General features: G+C 68.8%; 17 protein-coding genes. 5 read left to right on the plus strand and 12 right to left on the minus strand.

Annotation, left to right across the window (positions count from 1 at the left end; all coding sequences use genetic code 11):
* Window positions 1-9: 9 nt before the first annotated feature.
* The gene (locus tag ABZ827_RS05350) at window positions 10-4,653 is read right to left on the minus strand and encodes a cation-translocating P-type ATPase (RefSeq protein WP_357233039.1); all 4,644 of its coding nucleotides are present in this window, start codon (window positions 4,651-4,653) and stop codon (window positions 10-12) included.
* 204 nt (window positions 4,654-4,857) lie between these two features.
* Between ABZ827_RS05350 and ABZ827_RS05355 the strand changes: the two genes are divergently transcribed.
* Together ABZ827_RS05355 and ABZ827_RS05360 are read left to right on the plus strand one after the other, a co-directional pair.
* Entirely contained in the window at window positions 4,858-6,339 is a 1,482-nt protein-coding gene (locus ABZ827_RS05355; protein ID WP_357233041.1) for an SDR family oxidoreductase, read from the plus strand.
* Between the two features lie 20 nt (window positions 6,340-6,359).
* Window positions 6,360-7,433 (plus strand): crosslink repair DNA glycosylase YcaQ family protein, encoded by a 1,074-nt coding sequence (locus ABZ827_RS05360; RefSeq protein ID WP_357233043.1) that lies wholly within the window; start codon window positions 6,360-6,362, stop codon window positions 7,431-7,433.
* A 79-nt stretch (window positions 7,434-7,512) separates the two neighbouring features.
* Here the strand turns inward: ABZ827_RS05360 and ABZ827_RS05365 are convergent, their stop codons facing one another.
* Window positions 7,513-8,250 (minus strand): sulfite exporter TauE/SafE family protein, encoded by a 738-nt coding sequence (locus ABZ827_RS05365; RefSeq protein WP_357233045.1) that lies wholly within the window; start codon window positions 8,248-8,250, stop codon window positions 7,513-7,515.
* Between the two features lie 319 nt (window positions 8,251-8,569).
* Here ABZ827_RS05365 and ABZ827_RS05370 point away from each other — a divergent pair, with 319 nt between their 5' ends.
* Window positions 8,570-9,028, plus strand: a complete 459-nt coding sequence (locus tag ABZ827_RS05370; protein WP_357233047.1) for a MaoC family dehydratase — start codon at window positions 8,570-8,572, stop codon at window positions 9,026-9,028.
* Window positions 9,029-9,045: 17 nt separating this feature from the next.
* Here the strand turns inward: ABZ827_RS05370 and ABZ827_RS05375 are convergent, their stop codons facing one another.
* The 6 genes from ABZ827_RS05375 to ABZ827_RS05400 form a co-directional block, all read right to left on the minus strand.
* Window positions 9,046-10,173: an NDMA-dependent alcohol dehydrogenase gene (locus ABZ827_RS05375; protein ID WP_357233049.1), complete on the minus strand. Its 1,128-nt coding sequence runs from the start codon at window positions 10,171-10,173 to the stop codon at window positions 9,046-9,048.
* A 172-nt stretch (window positions 10,174-10,345) separates the two neighbouring features.
* The gene (locus ABZ827_RS05380; RefSeq protein WP_357233051.1) at window positions 10,346-11,167 is read right to left on the minus strand and encodes a mycofactocin-coupled SDR family oxidoreductase; all 822 of its coding nucleotides are present in this window, start codon (window positions 11,165-11,167) and stop codon (window positions 10,346-10,348) included.
* Window positions 11,168-11,296: 129 nt separating this feature from the next.
* Window positions 11,297-12,010 carry a 3'(2'),5'-bisphosphate nucleotidase CysQ gene (locus ABZ827_RS05385; protein ID WP_357233052.1) on the minus strand — a complete coding sequence of 238 codons (714 nt, stop codon included), beginning with the start codon at window positions 12,008-12,010 and terminating at the stop codon, window positions 11,297-11,299.
* A 153-nt stretch (window positions 12,011-12,163) separates the two neighbouring features.
* Complete coding sequence (locus tag ABZ827_RS05390; RefSeq protein WP_357233054.1) at window positions 12,164-12,310, minus strand: DUF1059 domain-containing protein; 147 nt, start codon at window positions 12,308-12,310, stop codon at window positions 12,164-12,166.
* A 218-nt stretch (window positions 12,311-12,528) separates the two neighbouring features.
* Window positions 12,529-13,803: a cytochrome P450 gene (locus ABZ827_RS05395; RefSeq protein WP_357233056.1), complete on the minus strand. Its 1,275-nt coding sequence runs from the start codon at window positions 13,801-13,803 to the stop codon at window positions 12,529-12,531.
* Between the two features lie 77 nt (window positions 13,804-13,880).
* Window positions 13,881-14,591 (minus strand): nucleotidyltransferase domain-containing protein, encoded by a 711-nt coding sequence (locus ABZ827_RS05400; RefSeq protein ID WP_357233057.1) that lies wholly within the window; start codon window positions 14,589-14,591, stop codon window positions 13,881-13,883.
* Between the two features lie 278 nt (window positions 14,592-14,869).
* Between ABZ827_RS05400 and ABZ827_RS05405 the strand changes: the two genes are divergently transcribed.
* Together ABZ827_RS05405 and ABZ827_RS05410 are read left to right on the plus strand one after the other, a co-directional pair.
* Window positions 14,870-15,745 (plus strand): SAM-dependent methyltransferase, encoded by an 876-nt coding sequence (locus tag ABZ827_RS05405; protein WP_357233059.1) that lies wholly within the window; start codon window positions 14,870-14,872, stop codon window positions 15,743-15,745.
* 159 nt (window positions 15,746-15,904) lie between these two features.
* Entirely contained in the window at window positions 15,905-16,933 is a 1,029-nt protein-coding gene (locus ABZ827_RS05410) for an oxidoreductase (protein ID WP_357233061.1), read from the plus strand.
* Between the two features lie 60 nt (window positions 16,934-16,993).
* On the opposite strand, the gene ABZ827_RS05415 is transcribed toward ABZ827_RS05410, so the two are convergent.
* The 4 genes from ABZ827_RS05415 to ABZ827_RS05430 all read right to left on the minus strand — a co-directional run bounded on the left by ABZ827_RS05415 (window position 16,994) and on the right by ABZ827_RS05430 (window position 21,399).
* Complete coding sequence (locus ABZ827_RS05415; RefSeq protein ID WP_357233063.1) at window positions 16,994-17,866, minus strand: acyl-CoA thioesterase domain-containing protein; 873 nt, start codon at window positions 17,864-17,866, stop codon at window positions 16,994-16,996.
* A gap of 159 nt (window positions 17,867-18,025) precedes the next feature.
* Window positions 18,026-18,787 carry an SDR family NAD(P)-dependent oxidoreductase gene (locus ABZ827_RS05420; protein ID WP_357233065.1) on the minus strand — a complete coding sequence of 254 codons (762 nt, stop codon included), beginning with the start codon at window positions 18,785-18,787 and terminating at the stop codon, window positions 18,026-18,028.
* A 128-nt stretch (window positions 18,788-18,915) separates the two neighbouring features.
* Window positions 18,916-20,004 (minus strand): ADP-ribosylglycohydrolase family protein, encoded by a 1,089-nt coding sequence (locus ABZ827_RS05425; protein WP_357233067.1) that lies wholly within the window; start codon window positions 20,002-20,004, stop codon window positions 18,916-18,918.
* 168 nt (window positions 20,005-20,172) lie between these two features.
* Window positions 20,173-21,399 (minus strand): oxygenase MpaB family protein, encoded by a 1,227-nt coding sequence (locus ABZ827_RS05430; protein ID WP_357233069.1) that lies wholly within the window; start codon window positions 21,397-21,399, stop codon window positions 20,173-20,175.
* Window position 21,400 lies beyond the last annotated feature (1 nt).

Here is a 21,400-nt window from a genome sequence, read left to right on the forward strand (position 1 = left end):
CCTCCTACCTCATGCGTACTGTTCGGAGTCCCCGGAACCGGGTAGAGCCGGCTCCGCGCCGGCGGGCAGCGCATCGGTACCCGAACCCGCCGGTTCCACGGCCGGCAGCAGGCGGGGCAACAATGTCGAGCCCGCCGTGGCACCCGCCGCGGCGGCACTCGCGATCGTCCAGGCGATCGGGCCCAGCGGAGTGCAACCGAAGTACGTGCCGACCCCGGGCGTCATCACGACGAACCCGAGTACAGCACCGCTGGCCGCGGTGGTGAGCCAGACCAGCGGGCTACGGTAACCGGCGACCAGGGTCTGCCCGAGCTGGGTGCCGATCAGCGCGACCAATCCGATGGTGTCGGCGCGCCGCTGGGTCCCGGTGTAGCGGCCGACGACCCACGCGGCCGACGCACCGGTGGCCGTGGCGACACCTCGGACGGCGATAGTGCGGATCAGATCCGTGCCCAGCCGGGCCGGTGGGATCGCGGCGAGTTGCCGGGCCCGCTGCTCGACCCACTCCGGGCTGTCCTGCGGTTCCGGTTGTTCCTGATCACCGGCCAGCGCGAGCGCCAGGGCCGGGAACATATCGGTCAGCAGGTTGACCAGCAGGAACTGGCGTGTGCCGAGTGGGGCCCGGCCGCCGACAGCGGTCCCGAACAGTGTGTACGCGATCTCGCCCGCATTGCCGCCGACCAGTACCGCGACGGCGTCGGCGACCCGCTGCCACATACTGCGACCCTCGACCAGCGCGTGCAGGAGCGCTCGTGGATCCGGTTCGGTGAGCACCAGATCGGCGGCGTTGCGCGCGGCGGCCGAACCGTGTGCCGCTATCCCGATCCCGATATCGGCGGTGCGGATCGCGGCGGCATCGTTGCTGCCGTCCCCGGTCATACCCACCACGTGGCCGCGGCGGCCCAGGGCCGCGACGATACGTACCTTCTGCTCGGGGTCGACCCTCGCGAAAACCGAGCTGCGCTCGATCAGATCGGTTTGCTCGCTGTCGTCCAGATCGTCGAGATCCGCGCCGGTGGTGACGGTCTCCACGGTGATACCGAGCTGACGAGCGACCGCGGCCGCTGTCACCGGGTGATCGCCCGTGATCATCCGGACGCCGACCCCGTTGTCCTGCAGGGCTCGTACGAGATAGGGGGTCTGCGGCCGGGGCGTATCGGCGATACCCAGAAAACCGAGCAGGGTGAGTTCCTCGACCGCTTCTTCCATATCGTCGGGGTGTTCCGGGAGATCGCGGCGGGCCACTACGAGTACCCGCAGGCCCTGCTCGGCCAGATCGTGGACCATCGCACCGGCGCGGTCGCGAAGTCCGTCCGAGAGCGCGGGATCGGGTTTCGTGCCGGTGCGCACTCTGGTGCAGCGGGGCAGTACGACCTCCGGTGCGCCTTTGACGAGCAACCGCAGTTTATGGGCGGTCTGTCCGAAAGCCGCGGCGTATCCACGGTTGGATTCGAACGGGATCTCGTCGAGCGGATCCCAGCTGTGCGCATCGGAACCCAGGGTTTCCGCGGCGGCGTCGAGCACGGCGCGGTCCGTGGCGTGCAATACCGGACCCTCATCGGGTTCCGGGCAGGCGCGGGCGGCGGCCCGCAGCAACCGCCGGGCGCTGCCGGAATCGCTATCGGGCTCCCATTGCTCGTCGAGATCCGCGAGGGCGGTCAGCCGCAGCCTGCCTTCGGTGAGGGTGCCGGTTTTGTCGAAACATAATTCGTCCACCCGTCCGAGCGCCTCCACCGCACGGTTGGCGCGGACGAGGACGCCGTAGCGGGACAACCGCCGGGCCGCGGCGAGCTGGGCCACGGTGGCCACCAGCGGTAATCCCTCCGGTACCGCGGCCACCGCCACGCCCACCCCGTCGGCGATCGCGGCGCGCAGGGTGCGCCCCCGGAGACCGCCCAGGGCGGCGACGATACCGCCGCCGGTCAGCGTCAACGGCAGCGCGCGATCGGTGAGCGAGCGCAGTTGCGCTTGCACCCCGCCCTTCTCGGGCGGTACGGCGCCCGCCGTTGCCCGCCCGGCCTGGGTATCGGTGCCGACCGCGATGATCACCGCCACGGCGGAGCCGCTGACCACGGTGGTGCCCTCGAAAACGAGGCAGGCGCGGTCGCCCAGGGCCGCGCCGGGCGTCGCTTCGACGGCCTTCGGCACCGTCACCGATTCACCGGTGAGCCCCGATTCGTCCATTTCCAGATCGTCGGCGCGCAACAGACGAGCGTCGGCGGGAACCACCTCGCCGGCGCGGACGACGACAACGTCGCCGACCCGCAGCCGGTCGGCCGGGAGAGCGGTGGCGGACGGCTCGCCGGCATCGATATCCGGCCGGCCGATCACCTGGCCGGTGAGTCGTTCGCCTTCGAGGAGTTCGTGCAATTCGTTCTCGGCGGCTTGGCGCTGGCGTGCGGAGATCATCGCGTTGACCGTCAGCACCGAGGACAACAGCAGGGCATCGGAGGGAGAACCGAGGATCGCGGTGGCGGCCGCGCCCACACCGAGAACCGGGGTCAGCGGATCGGCCAGTTCCCGGCGCATATGCCCGAGGTAGGCGCGCAGCGGTGCCGTCGCAGTCGAGACACGGCCGCGGTCGGCGTGTTCGCCAGTTCCCCTGCTGCCGGGGTCTTCCGGCTCCGGTAGCCGGGACAGCACCTCATCGGGTTCGAGGGCGTGCCAGGGCAGGAGCGGGGCGGGCACGGCGGCGGATACATTCCGGCCGGAACGCGCACCGGTCAGCGCACCGTTGAGCAGACCCGCGAAGTTCGCGGCGATCATGGGCGCGGTGCGTGAGCGGGCGGCCGGCGCCGCGGCCAGGAGCAATCCGGTGAGACTGCACGCCGACAGTGCCAGGGTGCGACCGCGTTCGCTGACCTCCCGCGCGGGCCCGACAGCGGCCAGGGTTCGCTGTACCTGCCGCAGGTCCCGGCACAGGAGGTCCGCCGACCACGGCACATGGATACCGTCGCCTTCGCAGCCGACGATGCCGATCGCCACATCGGCGTGGTCGAGTGCTTTGTGCGCACGCATGCTGAGAACCGCGACCACGTGGCCGTCACGCTGCAATCGCTCCACGTGCGCGCTGAGCGAACCCCGGGCGGAGACGAACTCGTCGGCGAGCCCGCGTAATTCGCCGGCATCGCGGTGACCGGCGAGTAGTACGCGCAGACCGGCGCGCCGGGCGGTGTTCAGGACACCGTGCGCTCGCGGGTCCAGTTCGCGGCCCACCAGCACGCTGCCGACGGTGCGGTCGCCTTCGCGCAGTTCGCGGTGCACCGGGCGGGTCGTCGTATCGCCGCGGTCCGGGGTTCCGGACTGCGGATGCACGAGGCGGGGCGGGTGTCCGTCGCGGCCGGGCTCCGTGCTGTTGTCGTTCTGGTCCCACAGCAGTCGCTGCGCGGTGCTCCAGACACGCGCGGCCGACCAGTTCTCATCGGTGGTCTCCGCCTCGAGAACTACCCGGCGGTTCGTTGCCAGCGCTTCCGCGTCGACGACCAAGGCCGTCAATCGGTCGAAGCGCCGCCAGGCGGCGGGGTGCAGGGTCAGGACACCGGCGGCGGCGAGTGTGGTGGCCACCGTGGCGGCGAAGACCTCACGGCCGGAGCGGGCCGCCTTGGGTGCGCCCAGCAACAGCGCATCCGGAACGTCGCCGACCCGGCCCAGCCCGGCGAGCGCCGCGGCACCGGCCAGTGAGGCGGCCGCTGTCTCGTCCGCGACGCGTTCGACAGGTCCGCGGGGCAGGTCGGCGGGCCGGGTGTGGCGGGGCAACGGTTTGTCGACCCCGAAATGCTCGGCGTCGACGATATCGGCCTGCCACTCCCGCCACTGGGCCTGCCGGGCGACCGCCTCGGTGAGGGCGAACCCGCGCTGGACGGTATCGGCCAGCAGATTGGTCACTCCACCGGCCGCGCCCTCGCCGAGAGCCGCGCCCGCGGCGTTCGCGACGGCCAGAAGGAGATCGGCGCGGGTGCCACCGAGTCTGTCCTCCAGATGGCCGCGCAGCCGCGGCTGGGCGTCGGTGAACGCCGCGACGGCGCGGACCCCGTGCATCAGGCCGCGCAGTGGCGGAACCGTTCCGGCGGCGGAGATCGCGATCGCGCAGATATCGCCGGCCACTTCGATGGCGGCCGCGAGCACCGGTTCCCGGTCGGCCGGGAACTCCGCCGCCCGGCTCCAGCCGCCCCCCGCGACCTCCGATTCCCGTTCGACCTCTTCGATGACCGCCAGCAGCCGGTCCAGATCGGCACCGGTGGACAGCGCGGTGACGACGCGCCCGGTGACCGCGTTGACCCGCCACCACTCGACCCCGCGCAAACGGCCCAGACGCTGGTCCAGGCCCCGCGTGACCGCCCCGCGGTGCTTATCGTCGAGACCGTGGACCTCGATCGTCGCCGTATCCTCGGAGACCGCGACCCGGCGCTGGGCGCGCCGGTCACGCGGATCGAGCAGAGTGGCCAGGTCGTCGCGCAGGCTGCTGTTCTGGTCCGGGAGCAGCGGCGCGATCCCGGTAGCCACCGCGCCGGCCACCTTCTCCGCGGTCCGCAGCGGTTTCCCGGCCACCTGGACGCCCGTATCGACCGCGCGTTGCGTCCCGGCGCGCACCGCCTCGGTGACAGCGGCGACAGGTGCGGTGATCAAGCGAGGAGACAGCACGGTGGGGGACATACCGGACGCGCTACCCGGCGTCCGCGAATGCAAACGCGTCGAACACGGTTTCGGTGCCCGGTCCGCGCCGTGTAACGGGGCGATTTCCGATGCGCGCGTGCATACGGATGGTGGACCCATTCGGCGCTAGCCTGCGGAGGAAGGGCGAACGAACACCGGCGCGATCCGCGTACGGCAGCGCAATGCCGAAGTGAGGAGTATCCGATGCGTTGTGTCGTGTTCGGAGCCACGGGCTACCTCGGTGGGCGCCTGGTACCCGAACTGTTGCGAGCGGGCCATACAGTGCGGGTGTTCGCGCGGACGCCGGGCAAGCTGGCGGATACCCCCTGGCATGACCGAGTGGAGATCGTGCGTGGAGACGCGACAGTCGAGCGTGATGTCGGCGCGGCCCTCGCCGATCAGCAGGTCCTGTACTACCTGGTGCATTCGCTGACACGGCCGGATTTCGACGAGGTCGATCGGCGGGCCGCCACCATTGTGGCGCGGTCGGCCGAATCGGCCGGTGTGCAGCGGATCGTATACCTCGGTGGAATCGCTCCGGCGGGGCAACAGCTGTCCCGGCACCTGTCCTCGCGCGCCGAGGTGGGGCGCATCCTGCTCGACGGTGCGGTTCCCGTCCTGGTGTTGCGGGCGGCGGTGGTGATCGGTTCCGGTTCGGCCAGTTTCGAAATGCTCCGCTACCTCACCGAGCGGTTGCCGGTGATGGTGACGCCGCGCTGGGTGCGCTCCCGTATCCAGCCGATCGCCGTGCGTGATGTCCTGCACTATCTGACACGGGCCGCGGACCTGCCCGCCACGGTGGCCGGCGTCTTCGATATCGGGGGACCGGATGTGGTCACCTACGAACAGATGATGCGCGGGTACGCAGCCGTGGCCGAGTTGCCGCGACGGCTGATCCTGCCGGTACCGGTGCTGACACTGTGGTTGTCGGCGCAATGGGTGAATCTGGTGACACCGGTACCGAAGGCGATCGCTGTCCCGCTGATGGAATCGCTGGTGAACGATGTCGTATGCGGTGAGCACGATATCGCGCGCTATATCCCCGACCCGGATCCGGGCCCGACCGGATATCGCCGGGCTGTCGAACTCGCGCTGACCAGGATCCGGGATCGGGATGTGCCGACCCGCTGGTCGGACGCGGGTCCGTGGGAGCCGGAGCCCTCGGAACCCCTGCCCACCGATCCGGAATGGTCGGGCGGCTCCCTGTATCAGGATGTGCGGGAACGCCCGACGTCCGCCGATCCGGCCGCGCTGTGGGCGGTTATCGAGGCCATCGGCGGAGAACACGGCTGGTACTCATTCCCGCTGGCCTGGTCGCTGCGCGGCTGGCTGGACCGGCTGGCCGGCGGGGCCGGCCTGCGCCGGGGCCGTCGTGATCCGCATCGGCTGCACGAAGGCGAGGCGCTGGACTGGTGGCGCGTGGAGCGGATCGAACGGCCCTCGCTGCTGAGATTGCGGGCCGAGATGAGGTTGCCCGGGAACGCGTGGCTCGAACTGTGCGTGGACAGCGCGGAAAGCGGTGCCGTGTACCGGCAGCGGGCGGTTTTCGAACCTCGCGGGCTGGCCGGGCATCTGTACTGGAAGTCGATCGCACCGTTTCACGCGGTGATCTTCGGTGGTATGACGCGCAATATCACCGGGGCGGCGGAGGCCGCGAACGGCGATAGGGGCGACGAGCTGTCGTAGTCCCTCGATACCCTCGCGGCATGTCGCTGGCATGGTTGCGTTCCCACGCGGTGTCCTGGTCGCTGCCCCGCACGCGGGTTTCGCTCGGCGCTGCCCTGGCCGATATGGAATTCGTCCAGGCCGACCCTATCCGGGCGCCGGCGCGGGCCCAGGATTTGATCCTGCGTCAGCGCGTCCGCGGCTACCGGGCCGGTGATCTGGACCGGCGATACCGGGAACTGGGTATCGACGAGGACATCCTCTACGCCTACGGGTACACGGTTCCACGCCTGCGCCCCCTGCTGCACCCACGTCATCACCCGCGCGGAACGAACGGAACCTACCCGCACGACGCCCGTTCGGCCGATGTACTGGATTTCGTCCGGGAACGCGGGGTGGTGCACCCGCGGGAGGTGCAGTCCCATTTCGGTCATCGTGGTGTGGTGAACGCCTGGGGCGGCACATCATCCGCGACCACCGTGCTGCTCGAGGAGATGCATCGTTACGGCCTGCTGCGGGTGGCCGACCGGGTATCCGGAATCCGGCGGTACGAGGTGGCCCGGGCCCCGGTGGAATCAGCCCTGGACCCCGCCGTACGCGCCCGGGCCCTCGCACTGCGTATCGCGCGGACGCTCGCCCCCGCGACGGAATCGACCCTCGCCGCGACAATCAACCGCGTGGTGCGCCCGGTCGGCGGTATCACCGGTTCGGCGACCATCCGGGAACTCCGCGCCCGTGGTGAGCTCTGTGCGGTCACCGTCGACGGTATGCGATATCTGTGGCCGGCCGATCTGGAACCCACGGATCGGGAACCACCGGCGCGGGTGCGCATACTGGCACCGTTCGATCCGCTGGTGTGGGACCGGAAACGGTTCGGGCGAATCTGGGGCTGGGATTACCGTTTCGAGGCCTACACCCCGGTCGCGAAACGAGTCCGCGGCTACTACGCGATGCCACTGCTGTGGCGCGACCGGGTGATCGGCTGGGCGACCTGCGCGCGTGCGGGCAGCGAGGTCGAGGTGGGATACGTGGACGGTGCACCGAGAGGGCGAGCTTTCGCGACCGCCCTGGACGCCGAAATAGGCCGGCTGCGGGATTTCCTCGGACCGGGGTAGCGAGTCGTATCCGCAAGGTACCCAGGGCATACCGGACGACTCGCGGTTGCCCGGGTCCGGACGATCGAAGCCGTCGCGGTCAGGTGATCGCCAGGTAACCGGCCAGTCCCAGCCCGCAGATCGCGACGCCGATCCGCATGGCGGCCGGTGGCAGCCGGGACACGAGTGAGGGGCCGAACCAGCCTCCGGCGAAGGCACCGAGCCCCATGGCGGCCGCGGCGAGCCAGTGGACCGGGCCGAAGACGGCGAAGCCGATCGCGGCGACGAGGTTGGCGACCCCGGTCAGCACGCTCTTCAGGATGCTGGCGCGCCAGACCGTCTCGGAGGTACAGACCATGATGAGTGCCAGGAACATCACCCCGACTCCCGCCCCGAAGTACCCGCCGTAGAGTGCCACGACCGCGGTGGCCAGCGGGTAGAGCCGGGGGAATGTCCGGTTGCCGGCGAGTTTGCGGAGCTTGGGCTGTAGCAGCAGACTACCGGCCGCGAGAGCTATGAGCACGGGGACGATCGCGTCGAACACCTCGGCAGGAGTGGTGAGCAGCAGGGCAGCGCCACCGAGCCCGCCGAGAGCGGCGCAGACCGCGTGCAGGATCAGTGCCCGGGCGTTATCGGCGACGGCCGCGCCGGCCTTGGCGGTGGAGCCCGCACCGACGGCGACCATGGCGACGGTATTGGTCACGTTGGCGGAGACCGGCGACAGCCCGGCGGCGAGGAGGGCTGGGTAGGAGATCAGCGAGGCGATACCCGTGACGTAGCCGACGAGCCCGGCGAAGAAACCGGCGACCGTGACAAGGCCGAAGGTGAGCACGGTCAAGGTGTAGGTCTCCTGGGGAACGGGTCCGGCGATCGTGCCGCCGCGCGGGCTGGGCGTCGTTGCCCCGGTCGCTCGACGGACCGGTATACGTGTCCGTGCCGACCAGCCGGAGCATAACGGTCGTACGGATTTGTTCCTCGAAGGACTGCGGGTACCGGTGGGGCAGGTGTCATGTACCGACGCGGTCGCCCGACGCTATTTGCGACGAAGTTGAAAAATGTCTCATTTCGGGGTTGATCTCGGAGGCGAAGTGCGGAATACCTATTAGGTGAGTTGCGATGTCGCGACAGCGCGCGGCACGGGATCGAAGGAGACAACTGTGCGCACATTCACCGGTAAGGATCAGGTTCTCGGCGCAGTGGGGGAGACCCTGGGCACGAGCGACTGGGTAGAGGTCACCCAGCGGATGGTCGATCAGTTCGCGGAGGCCACCGGCGACCACCAGTGGATCCACGTCGATCCGGAGCGGGCGAAGCGGGAGAGCCCGTTCGGGGGCCCGATCGCGCACGGTTACCTGACTCTGTCCCTACTGCCGCTCCTCGGATCGCAGATCTTCGGTTTCGAGAACTCGAAGCTCGGAATCAATTACGGCTCCAACAAGGTCCGGTTCCCGAGTCCGGTTCCGGTGGGCGCGAAGGTCCGCTCGACCGCTGTCCTCGCCGACGCGAGCGAGGTGTCCGGTGGCGCGTTGCAGCTGGTGGTGCAGCACACCGTGGAGATCGAGGGCGGGACCAAACCGGCGCTGATCGCCGAGGCGGTGAGCCGGGTCGTGTTCTGACCCGGCCCGGCCGCGGCTCAGCGGTCGGCGTCGGTGAAGCGGATGACCCCGCGAATATTGCGGCCCTCGAGCATATCGGCGACCCCCTCGTTGATCTGCTCGAGGGAGTATTCGCGGGTGATCATATCGCCGAGTCCGAGGTCGCCCAGTTTGTAGAGCGCGAGGACCTCCGGGATCAGCAGCTGCGGATTCCCGCCGCCGAACAGCGTGCCGCACAGGCTCTTCTGCTGGAAGGTCAGGGCCGACAGGTTCATCCGAGGATTGGTTTCCGCGGCATCGCCGGTGGCCGCGAGAACGCAGCTGCCGGCCTTGGCGGTGATCCGCATCCATTTGGCCAGGTCTTTACCGTCGCAGCGGCCGACTGCCACGATCACCGTCCGGCACATCTGGCCGCCGGTGACCTCCTCGATGGCGCCGATCGCGGTATCGATATCGGAATAGGTATGGGTGGCGCCGAACTTCGCGGCCTGTGTGCATTTGGCCTCGACCGGATCGACGGCGAAGATACGCCGGGCTCCCGAGATCACCGCTGCCTGGACCGCGGCGGTGCCGACCGCGCCGGCGCCGATCACCGCGACATCTTCGCCGGGCCGGACGGTGGCCGTATTGACCACGGCGCCGTAACCGGTGGTGACACTGCAGCTGGCGAGGCAGGCGATATCGAACGGGATGCTCGGGTCGATCTTGACCACCGAACTCTTGTGCACCACCGCGTACGGGGCGAAGGCGCCGATCAGTGAGGTGGGGTGGACATTGTGGCCGCGGGCGCGGATCCGGAAGGTGCCGTCGGAGACCGCGCCGCGGGTGAGTAGGTCCTGTCCGCGATCGCATAGGTTGTGATGCCCGGATAGGCAGGATTGGCACATACCGCAGGCCGGGATGAACGAGAAGACCACGTGATCACCCACGGCGAGATGATCCACGCCGACGCCCACTTCGACGATCACACCGGCACCCTCGTGCCCGCCGAGAATCGGGAACTCGGCGGTGGGGACGTCGCCGCTGGACAGTCGCTGGTCGAACTGGCACAGTCCGGCCGTTTCGACGCGGACCTTCACCTCACCCAGCTGCGGATCGCCGATCTCGATCTCCTCGACCGACCACGGCTGCGCGTAATCCCAGATCAATGCACCCTTGGACTTCATCGGCTTCCCTAACTGTCGTGACGGTGTCGCACGTGGTTCACGGCAGTACCCAGGTTGCCTGATAATGCCGTTCTCGGAAAGTGTTATATCGAATTTCCTCGGGTTTTCCCCAGCGGCCCCGTCCCGGGCGGCGTGCCGCGGCGCCCGGGACGCCGGCCGCGGCCGGCCGGTGTCAGTACTGCGCCGAACCCAGATCCACCGAGATACTGGTGGCGGTGACGAACCGGGATTCGTCACCGGCCAGCCAGAGCACCGCCTCCGAGATGTCCTCCGGCATGGCGATCCCCTCGGGTAGCAACGGAGTGTTCATCCCGGCCAGCAGACCGTTGGTCTCGCCCGCACGCGTGAGGGCGCCGACCATATCGCCCGAACCCATCGGCGTGGCCACCGGACCGGGTGCGACGCTGTTGACCCGGATGGAATGTTTGCCGAGTTCGGCGGCGAATGCGCGGGCCATACCCGTCACGGCATGTTTGCTGGCGGTGTAGTGGACCATGAACGGCTGCATCGACACCCCCGAGGCCGAGCTGATCAGGATGATCGAACCGCCCCGCTCACCCTCGACGATTCGGTGCGCGCCCGCCATCACGGTGTTCCAGGTGCCGGTGACGTTGGTGTCGAGGACTGCCCGGAACGATTCGGGGGTAATGGTGTCCCACGGTTCGGGGATACAGATTCCGGCGTTGGCAACGATCACATCGAGGCGGCCGAACCGGGCGACCCCCTCGTCGACGGCGGCGCGTAACGCGGGGAGCTCGCGCGTATCCGCGACAGCGGCGAAGATCTTGCCCCCGGAGCCCTCCACCAGGCGGACCGTTTCGTCGAGATCGTCCGGAGTCGCGGAGTCGTAGGGCACCGCGTCGGGCAGCGGCCCGCACAGGTCGACCGCGATGATATCGGCGCCCTCCGCGGCCAGCCGCAGCGCGTGGGCGCGGCCCTGGCCGCGCGCCGCCCCGGTGACGAAAGCTACTTTGCCGGATAGTCGACCGCTCACTTGTACTACTCCTGTCGTATCGGAAACCTCCGGCCATTGTGGGCCGATCGGTCCCCGGCGCGCACGGGCGACCCCGGGGGCCGGGCTCGGCAGCCCGGTCACCGAACCGGGTCCCGGGGCCCGGCCGGTCTACTCCGACAGTGCTTTGAGGGCGAGTTCGGCCAGCTCCGGCCGGCAGATCAGCAGATCGGGCAGGTACGGGTCGGTCCGGTTGTAGCGCAACGGGGAACCGTCCAGCCGGGAGACGTGCAGTCCGGTCGCGGCCGCGACAGCGACCGGCGCACAGGAATCCCACTCGTATTGCCCGCCCGAGTGGGCGTAGATATCGGCGTCGCCGCGCACGACCGCCATCGCCTTCGCCCCGGCCGATCCCATCGGCACCTCGGTCGCCGACAACCGGGCTACCAGCTGCCGGACTTCGGGAGAGGGGCGAGTACGCGACAGGGCGATTCGTACGGTGCCCGGTGGCGGCGGGGGTGCGAGCACAGGAGGGCGGCCGGTATGCAGAACCAGGCCGGCGGCGGGTAATGCCACGGCACCCGCGACGGGTTCGCCGTCGACGGCGAGGGCCACGTGGACCGCCCAGTCGGTGCGCGCCGGTTCACCGTATTCGCGGGTACCGTCGAGCGGATCGACGATCCACACGCGCGACCGGGTGGTGCGCTCCCCGTTATCGGGCGATTCCTCCGACAGCACAGCGTCGGCCGGCCGCTCCCGGGCCAATCGCTCGAGGAGCAGCTGGTTGGACCGCTGGTCACCGACCCTTCCGCCGAGTTCCCGGATGGACAGGAGAAGATCACCCGCTTCTCCGGCCAGGGTCGCGGCGAGTGTGTGGTCGTCCATGGTGGATCCCTTCTGGCGGGCCGAAGCGTCCGAATCCATATACCACGGTGGGTCGGGTGTTCTCGTCGCGCGGTTCGCCGGTGCACCCGGCCGGCGGCGGCACCGGGCCGTGTCCGGCCGCGAATCGGCGGCCGGTACCGGGCCCGGGCGTGGTCAGTAGGCCATGAAGAGGATCTGGTCCCGGGTGTAGTCGTGGCCGGGGTGGTTCTCGGTCAGGTGTTTGCGTACGGCATCGACGAGTTCGTCTTCGGTCGCGCCGGTGAGGTGTTCGCCGCACGGGCAGTTCAACTGGGTCTTCATCGGTTGTCCTTTCGTCAAGGGGGGAGACAACGGGATCAGCGTAATAGCCGGGGCGGCGCGACGCCGACCGATCGGGACCGGCCCATCCGACGCCTGCGCGCGCCGAGACCGTCGGTGCTGGTGGACAGGCCGGCGGGTGGATAAAACCGATCCGCGCTGATCCGTACACGGGCCGACCGCCGCGGTGGTACCCGGATTTCGGCCGGATAGAAAAACGCTCAGGCGAGACGTACCGGCATCCGCTTGATGCCGTGTACGAAATCGCTGTGCACGTACTCCGGTTCGCCGAGCACCACCTCGGGCACCCGGGTCAGCAGTTCCCCGAACAGCAGGCGCAACTGCATCCTGGCCAGCCACGACCCCAGACAGAAATGCGCCCCGCCACCGCCGAATCCGGAATGCGGATTCTGTGTGCGGGTGATATCGAAGATCTGCGGATCGTCGAGTGCGGTCGCGTCGCGGTTGGCGGAACAGTAGAACAGCACCAGCTTTTCGCCGGCCCGTATCCGGGTGCCCGCCACCTCGGTATCCGTTACCGCGTGCCGGGCGAAATGGATGACCGGTGTCGCCCAGCGGACGAATTCCTCGACCGCCCCGCCGATACGGGCATCGAAGTCCTCGAGTAGCCATTCGCGCTGTGCCGGACGCTCCACCAGCGCCTTGAACGCATGGGATGTGGTCTGTTTGGTGGTGTCGTTCCCGGCGGAGGCCAGTAGCACCATGAACGCGCCGACTTCCTCGTCGGTGAGCCGGTGGCCGTCCACCTCGGCGGCCACGATGGCCGACATGAGGTCGTCCCGGGGATCCTCGCGCCGGCGGCGGGCCAGATCGGTGCCCGCCCGGTGCAGGATCCCGAACTGCGTCATGAAGAATGTCGCGCGTTCCTCGAGGCCGGCGTATTCCTCGTCGCTGGAACCGAACATCGCTTCGGCCGCATAGGCGACCGCGTCCTGATCGGCGGGGTCGATACCGATCATGTCCGAAATCGTGCGCATCGGAAGTTTGCGGGAGAGGCTCTCGACCAGATCGACCGGTTCACCCGAGGACAACTGTGCGACGAATTCGCCGACGATCTCGGCGGCATTGGCCCGGATCTGGGATTCGATGCGGCGCACCTGTTTCGGTGTGAACGCCGAACTGATCAGCCGCCGGTACCGGGTGTGCTGCGGCGGATCCATGGTGAGAAAGAATGTCGTCGGCCGCTGCACTTCGATGGGCATCGGGTCCATGCTGATCCCGAGCGTCGAGGTGAACAGTTCGGGATGACGGCTGATATGAGCGATATCGTGGTGCCGGGTCACCGCCCAATAACCGGGTTCCTCGTGCGGAAACACCGCGGGCGGCGGTGCGTGCCAGGTGAGCCCGGGTTCGGCCCGCAACTGAGCGAACACCTCGTCACGGGTCCGGAAATCCCGGGTCCAGAATTCGGGTTGCGAGATATCGAGCCGGTGGTAGCGGCGTGATTCGGCGGGCGCGCTGTCGATAGGGCTCATGAGCGACTCCGAGCTCGGCGATTCCATGGTGCGCGCGTCAGGGAACAGGCCGGCCGCGCGCGAGTTGTAGGAATACTCTAGAACGCTGTTCCCTTCTGGGCGGCGGCTTCCGGAGAATCGAGATTCGCCCGCCGCACGCGCTGTAAGAGGTCGTCGAGCGGCGCCTCGTCCGGAGCGTGCGGCAGAACCGTGACCGCGCGGTCGAAACGTGCCTCGTATTCGGCCATGAGCCGGGCCACCGCATCCGCCGCGGGATCCTCCCGGGCCGCGGCACCCAGAGCGTGGTAGCGATCAGGGTCCGGTACCCGGATGGGCAGCCGGCCGGTGGTGTAGAGCTCATAGCCCTGCCACAGCAGTCGCAGGGTGTGGCGGGCCTGTTTGGCCCGGCGGTCCGGCGTCCGGCCGCCGGCGAGCAGCCGCCGGAACTGGCTGGTGGCGTACCCGACGAACGCGTCGCGCACCCGGTCCGCGGACAGGAAGCAGCGCCGGAGCTCCACGAGTTCGCGGCCGAAAGTGGATGTCGCGGTGTAGTCGTCCAGCCACAGGATCTCGGTCGCGGTGGGATTGCACGACAGCATGAGCCGCATGGCCTTGCCGATTTCGTGGTAGGTCGCGTCGGCGCCGTCGCGTCCCTGCCGGGTCAGCCGCGTGGGCGGGTGCAGGCCCAGCAGGTTGCGGGTCGGTTCCACGAAGATTCCGGCGTAGTCGATATCGCTGGTGGGTCCGGCCAGGCCGTACGCCGTCGAACCGACGACTCCTTCCAGCAGAAGCTGATCGGTGCTCTCCATCGCGCGGTCCTCCTGTTCCCCGGGGCATGCGGGGCTGTCGCGGGTATGCCATCCGGCCGGGTCCGCCTCATCATCTTTGTTGCGCGGGTGCGGCGGCGAGCGAATTATCCGGGGGAGCACAGCGAATCCCGGCGCGAACTGCGAGAACACGGTGGGGAAGAAGAATCTTTCGGCAGATCTGCTCGGACAGCGATGAATTCGCCACCGGATCCCCGTCACATCGGTCGAGCCCTATTTGTCGATGCCGAGCCCGGCCACAACCCGATAGTGAGAAGCCGATGCCAGATTCGCCGTTCCCCTCGCCGGACCCCGGGCGCCGCCCGGCCGGGGTCGATACCTCGCGGGCGAGTATCGCCCGGGTCCAGGACGCCAGCCTCGGAGGTAAGGACAATTTCGAGGCCGACCGCCGCGCACTCGATGCGGTCCTGGAGATCGCGCCCGGAATGCGTGAGGTCTCGCGCCGGAATCGGGCCTGGCGGCGCCGGGTCGTCCGCTATCTGGCCGGAGTTGTGGGTGTGGAGCAATTCCTGGATGCCGGAGCCGGATTGCCCACGATGGGTAACACTCACGAGATCGCTCAGCTGGTGAATCCGTGGGCTCGGGTCGTCTACCTGGACAACGACCCGATGTGCAGCGCGCACGGCCGGGTGCTGCTGGAGACGAACGAGGACACCGTCTACCTTCCCGGCGATCTCACCGATCCCGCTGTGCTGACGGGTGATTCGGTGGTCTGGCGGTACCTGGATCGCGAACGTCCGGTGGCGGTGATCTTGGGCGCGGTGCTTCATCACATCCCGGACGCGGCGGATCCGGCGGGCATTGTGGCCCGCTGCGTGGAGGCGCTGAGTCCCGGCTCTTATGTGGCGATTTCGCATTTCTGGGACCCGGCCGACGGATCGCCCGATCATGAGCTCGCGCGGGAAGTGGAGCGGCGTTTCGTGGAGAAGGGGCTGGGGTCCGGCTGGTACCGGAGCCGGGAGGAGATCGTCGGCTATTTCACCGGTCTGGAGCTGGTCGAGCCGGGCGTGGTGTCGTTGCACGATTGGTGGCCGTCGGGGCCGGTATGCGCGCCGGGCACTGCCGAGGAACGGTTGATCCTGGGTGGTGTCGGCCGGAAAGGCGGCGGTCCGGCCGTGGGGTCGGCGCGCCGGTAGGGCACCGGGCCGCGCGGCGGTTTCTCGGCGATTCCCATCGGAAATCATATTCTCGTGTTCGGAGAATTATCTTATACTTCGGGCTGGACCGGCTACCCGTCGGCGTATGACGGACCTCGACCGAGGGTGGCGTGAACCCGCTGGAACTGGATAGATGCCGTGAGCTCTTCGAACGAATTGTGGACAGTGGCAGATGCGCCCGATCAGTCGGGCCGCACCGCGGTGGTGACCGGATCGAACACCGGTATCGGGCTGGAAGTGGCGCGCGGCCTGGCCCGTCGGGGTGCGACCGTGGTACTGGCCTGTCGTAACGACACCGCGGCCGCGCGAGCGAAGCAGGATATCGAGGATTCGGTACCGGGCGCGGATATCCGCACAGCGCATATCGATATCGGGAGCCTGACCTCGATCGCCGAATGCGCCCGCCGGTTGCACGCCGAACTGCCCGGAATCGACCTGCTGATCAACAACGCGGGTGTCGTGGCCGGTACCCGCACGCTGACCGCCGACGGGTTCGAAAGCGATTTCGGGATCAACTTCCTGGGGCATTTCGCGCTGACCGCACAATTGATCGATCTGATCACCGCCGCACCGGCCGGCCGGGTGGTCAGCGTCGGGAGTCTCAGCCACGGCCGCCGCAACGCGGCACTGGATTTCGACGATCTGCAATCCGAACACAGCTTCGGCCGGTTGAGTACCTACTCGCGGTCGAAGATGGCCTCCACAACGTTCATGGTCGAACTGCAGCGCCGCCTCGGGGCGGCCGGCGCCCGGGCGCTGTCGGTGGGCGCGCATCCCGGTGGCGTGCGGTCGACCATCCTGCGGGGTGAGAGCCTGCTCGTCCGGATCGCCTACAGCGATGTGGTGATGACCCTGGCGCGCCTGGTCACCCAGACCCCGGAGCAGGGGGCACAACCCATCCTGCGGGCCGCGCTCGATCCCGCGGTGGCCGGTGGCGGCTTCTACGGGCCCGCGAAACGCTGGGGGCTGGTGGGGCCACCGGTCGCGGTGCCCGCCTCGCCCCTGACTCAGGATCCGGAGACCGGGCGTCGGTTGTGGGCTGTGGCCGAGGAGCTGACCGGCATGGAATTCGCTGTCGGAGCTGGTGACCGAGCACCGCGCCGGGACGTATCGGCTGATCGTGGCCACGTCGCGGCGGCCCCGGAAGCGGCCGGTGACGGCGCGTAGCGGGTAGTGCGGGGCCGCGAACAGCCCTCGTGTGGCCGCGACGAGGCGTCCGCGGCGGATTCAGCGCCGCCGGATCAGCCCCTCCTGCATGGTGGTCGCGCACAGCCGGCCGGAGCGGTCGAGGATCTCGCCGTGTGCGAGTCCGCGGGCCCCGCCCGACCACCGGCCGTACTGATCGTGCAGGAACCAGTCGTCGACCCGGAGCGGGGCATGGAACCAGATGGAGTGGTTGACGGTCGCGACCTGGAGATCCTGATCCCGCAGGGCCTCTCCGTGCGGTCCGGTGGTCGCCGAGAGCAGCAGCAGATCGCTCAGGTACATCAGGCAGGCCGCTTGTTCGAGCTGCGTGTCGGGTAGCGGTTGCCGGGTGCGCAGCCACACCCGTTGCCGGGCCGATGATGCCTCACCTCGCATGGCGTGCGCGCGGGCCGGTGGATCCGGGAACCGGGCGTCGATACCGAGGGCGTCGAGGAACGTCGTGGTCCATTGCAGGGCGGCGGGGTGGCCCGCGAAAACCGCGTCGAGGTCGGGTACCTCGTCGGGTCCCGGTGTATCGAGAGTGGCGATCTGGTGGGTGAGGCCCTCTTCGGGGCGGTGGAACGACGCGAGCATCGTGAAGATCACCCTGTCGTTCTGGATCGCCTCCACCCGGCGAGTCGAGAACGAGCCACCGTCGCGTACCGGTTCGACCGCGAACTCGGTGGGTACCGTGGTGTCCCCGGGCAACAGGAAGTAGGTCTGTGCGGAATGGATCGGGCGATCCGCCGGTGCGGTGTGGCCGGCTGCCAGTACCGCCTGGCCCGCGACCTCGCCGCCGTAGCTGCGCCGCGAGGGTCCGTCGTGGATACGCCCCCGGAACCGGTACTCTCCGACGCGTTCGAGGGTGAGCCGATCGGCCACCGACTCCGCGGCTCGCACGGCTTCCGGGCTCATGGCCACCTCCAGTGGTGCGACGTGCGGCCATGAGCCGCGGGTGTTCGAGCAACCGTCGAGACCATTATGGTGTGCCGCCGCCGGGAGTCCCGCGGTGCCCCTGGAAACGGAACCGGCGGCGGCGCCCGCTCGGGGTCTGCCGCCGCCGGGCCCACCGGTTCACTTGGGGGCGAATCGCATACCGGCGTCGAGCCGCAGGCACTGACCGTTGAGCATCGGGTTGTCCACGATGGCGCAGGCCAGTTTCGCGTATTCCTCCGGCCGCCCCATTCGCTTCGGGAACGCGTTACCCGCGACCAGCGGGGTGACCATCTCTTCCGGTACGCCGGCCAGGATTCCGGTGTCGAACAACGAGGGTGCGATGGCGAGGACCCGCACGCCGACAGAGCCCAGGTCGCGTGCCATGGTCAGGGCCATCCCGGCGATCCCGGCCTTGGCCGCGGTGTAGGCGACCTGCCCGATCTGTCCTTCGAAGGCCGCGATGGAGGCGGTGTTGACGATAACGCCACGCTCGCCGTCGGCATTCGGCTCGCCCTGGCTCATATGCCATGCCTGCAACCGGTTGAGATTGAATGTGGAGATCAGGTTGAGGTTGATGATCTGAGTGAACGATTCCAGATCGTGCGGCCCGGTTTTGGACAGTGTGCGCTTGGCGATCCCGCCGCCGGCGGTGTTGACCGCGATATCGAGCCCACCCAGCTGTTCGACAGCTTCGGCGAGTACCGATTCGACGCCGGCGTGATCGGTGACGTCGGCTTCGAAGAAGGAACCCCCGAGATCAGCGGCGACCTTACTGCCCTCACTGGCTGTCCGGTCGACGACGACGACCTTCGCCCCGCGCGCGGCGAGCTGTTCGGCGCTGGCCCGGCCCATGCCAGAGGCGCCTCCGACCACGATTGCCCGTGCTCCCTGAATCTCCATATGTCCTGTCTTCCTCGGTTTCGGGTCGGCCCGCGATCGTCGATGGGGCCCGGCTTACGTTTATAGCTGCCCAGCGGGGCTATGCCGAGTGTTTCGTAGAAGTGTCGGTGAAAGTGCTGGTCACCCGCTCAGCTACCCACGGCCTGATCCAGCGGGTATCGGCCGCCCGCCCGCGACCGGTCGGCGTAGTGGAAGCCGGTCACCAGATCGTCGGCGACCTGGATGAGTACATCGCGACCCTCAACCGCACCGACCCATTCCACCGGCAGTGCGGACAGCCCGTGCCCGGCACCGAGGAGGTTTCCGGCGACGGCCCCGGTGGAATCGGAATCGCCGGAATGGTTCACGGCCAGCAACAGCGCGCCGCGCACATCGCCGGACCGCTGCGCGTACAGGGCGCAGTACACGGCGACGGCGAGACATTCCTCGGCGATCCATCCCTCGCCGACCTGTTCCACGCCTTCCGGAGTCGCGGGACCGGAATCGGCCAGCGCGACAGCGTGATCCAGTGCCGCGGTGGCCTCCTCGCCGCCCGGAATCGCACGGAGCCGGGCCGTGACATCGTCGAGAGCGGTACGGAGTGCGGTGCCCCCGACGAGGTGGTCGACGAGGGCAGCGAACGCACCGGCGGCCAGGTATCCGGTCGGATGGCCGTGGGTCAGCTGGCCACATCGGGCGGCGAGGTCGAATGCGTCGCCGGGACCCGCCCCGGTGAGGCCGAACGGAGCCGAGCGCATAACCGTCCCGCAGCCCTTGGAGTGCGCGTTCACCGGGCCGGGTTCGCCGAACGGCCGCGGTGGCATATACCCGGCGGCCTGGCGTCGAAGGCCGGTCATACAGGCGTTGCCCGGCGCCCGAACCGCGTAGAGGAACTTCAGCCCGGCCAGCCATCCGTCGGGATCGGGCGAGGGTTCCGGATTCTGCTGGGTCGCCAGCCAGCGCAGGTATGCGTGACGGAGTACCGGAACGGCATCGGTGCCGGGCGGGCAGCGCAGCAACCCTTCGGCCGTGAACAGGGTCATCTGCGTGTCATCCGTGATGTCCGCCGGCCCGCCCGGCACCGGGCCGGGGAGGAAATCGGTGATACCGGCAGGGCCGTATCCCTCCCGGATATTCGCCAATGACCGGAATTCGATCGGCCAGCCCAGAGCATCCCCGACCGCACCACCCACCAGCGTTCCCCGAAGTTTGTCCACCAGCGTCTCGTAATCGTGCACGGTCAGCGATCCTCTCAGCCGAACTGTTCCGGCACAACGGGTTTCGCGGCACCAGGGGATCCGGCGGTCGTGGACAGCCGAGCTCGAGGCAGTCGGCGCGACCTCGGCCGCACGGCGCGCCGCCACTCCGCGTCGGGCGCGCTGGCCGGGCTCAGAAGCGCGCGAAGTTCAGGCCGTGGCCTGGAGATGCTGTGCCGACCTGCCCACCTCCGCGGGACCGGTCCCGACGAGCCGGCGTTTGAACTCCGCTTGCTCCCGCTGCCCGCGTTCCTCGGCGCGGTCCCGGGCCGTGGAGCTGAATCTGGTGGCCGCGCTACGCGCGAGGTTCACCGGCAGTCGGAGCATCGGATACCACGGCGGCATGTACGGCCAGAGGCCGAGTTTGCGCATGGCGCCCGGGCCGAGATACATGCTGGAGATAGAGAGATGCTGAGCCCGGGCGATCCGGCCGCGCAGCCAGGGCATATTCGGATAGTTCCAGGTCAGTGGGTCGTTTGCCATCGGCAGGGCGAGCTGGCGGGTGGTGTCGTCCGGATTGGTGATGGCGGTCATCGTGTGATAGAGGATGCGCACACTGTCGCGGTATCCGGTGGGTAGCCACTCGTCGGCGACCCCCATGAGCCAGCCCACGTACCGGGCGAGGTGGGCGGCGGCCTCCCGGTCGCCGCGCGAGGGCACGATGCCGATGGCCAGGCCGCCGATGAACGGTGCGATGAGCGCGCCGACCAGGGTGGCGGCCATATCCGTCTGGTTGATCGGCAGCCCCCAGGCCTGCTCGTCCCAGTCCGGCATGGCGGCGACGTGGCGGCGGACCAGCGAATGAACGAAACGTACGTGCAGGGTGGACCGGTAGCCGGGGCCGAACTTCTCCATCCCGTTCTGCACATCGATCGCCCATTGCATGGTTTCGGCGAAACGCTGGGCGGGGCCCTTCTCGAGGGCGCCGGTGCGCAGCAGCGTCTTGTTGAAACCGGACGCGAGGTAGCCACCGAGGAAGGAGACGTCGCGGGCTAGGTAGAGGCCGTCGTAGCCGCCGCGCCGCAGTGCCTGCTCGCCGCGGCGCACCAGTTCGGGGTCCAGCCAGGCCGGGGGAGTTTCCACAGCGGTGAAGAAGTCCCGCAGCGGTTGCGGTGCGTCCGGAACGGAGTCGATACCGCGGGCCAGGGCCTGCTCGAAGAGCGGCCGGGTGGTATCCATCCCGGTCGCGATCATCCAGTCGACCAGTGTGTCCATCGGCTCGTCGCCGACGAGTAGTGATCGGCCCATGGCCTCCCAGCGGGCGGCGTCGGGGGCGCCGATACCCATCATCATGGCGAACGGTTTCAGCCCGGGGACGGCGACCGGGCCGCCGGGGTGTCGCGTGGGGACGGCGAAACCAGTGTTGTCGGAACCCATG

This window comes from Nocardia sp. NPDC019395 (assembly GCF_040632335.1).
In the GTDB taxonomy this organism is placed as follows: domain Bacteria; phylum Actinomycetota; class Actinomycetes; order Mycobacteriales; family Mycobacteriaceae; genus Nocardia.

Excerpts from the sequence above, each read along its gene's own strand:
- ABZ827_RS05405 (WP_357233059.1), top strand. The coding sequence starts at position 14,870 with ATGCCAGATTCGCCGTTCCCCTCGCCGGACCCCGGGCGCCGCCCGGCC.
- ABZ827_RS05375 (WP_357233049.1), bottom strand. The coding sequence starts at position 10,173 with ATGAAGTCCAAGGGTGCATTGATCTGGGATTACGCGCAGCCGTGGTCG.
- ABZ827_RS05385 (WP_357233052.1), bottom strand. The coding sequence starts at position 12,010 with ATGGACGACCACACACTCGCCGCGACCCTGGCCGGAGAAGCGGGTGAT.
- ABZ827_RS05430 (WP_357233069.1), bottom strand. The coding sequence starts at position 21,399 with ATGGGTTCCGACAACACTGGTTTCGCCGTCCCCACGCGACACCCCGGC.
- ABZ827_RS05420 (WP_357233065.1), bottom strand. The coding sequence starts at position 18,787 with ATGGAGATTCAGGGAGCACGGGCAATCGTGGTCGGAGGCGCCTCTGGC.
- ABZ827_RS05415 (WP_357233063.1), bottom strand. The coding sequence starts at position 17,866 with ATGAGCCCGGAAGCCGTGCGAGCCGCGGAGTCGGTGGCCGATCGGCTC.
- ABZ827_RS05395 (WP_357233056.1), bottom strand. The coding sequence starts at position 13,803 with ATGAGCCCTATCGACAGCGCGCCCGCCGAATCACGCCGCTACCACCGG.
- ABZ827_RS05355 (WP_357233041.1), top strand. The coding sequence starts at position 4,858 with ATGCGTTGTGTCGTGTTCGGAGCCACGGGCTACCTCGGTGGGCGCCTG.
- ABZ827_RS05400 (WP_357233057.1), bottom strand. The coding sequence starts at position 14,591 with ATGGAGAGCACCGATCAGCTTCTGCTGGAAGGAGTCGTCGGTTCGACG.
- ABZ827_RS05350 (WP_357233039.1), bottom strand. The coding sequence starts at position 4,653 with ATGTCCCCCACCGTGCTGTCTCCTCGCTTGATCACCGCACCTGTCGCC.
- ABZ827_RS05360 (WP_357233043.1), top strand. The coding sequence starts at position 6,360 with ATGTCGCTGGCATGGTTGCGTTCCCACGCGGTGTCCTGGTCGCTGCCC.
- ABZ827_RS05390 (WP_357233054.1), bottom strand. The coding sequence starts at position 12,310 with ATGAAGACCCAGTTGAACTGCCCGTGCGGCGAACACCTCACCGGCGCG.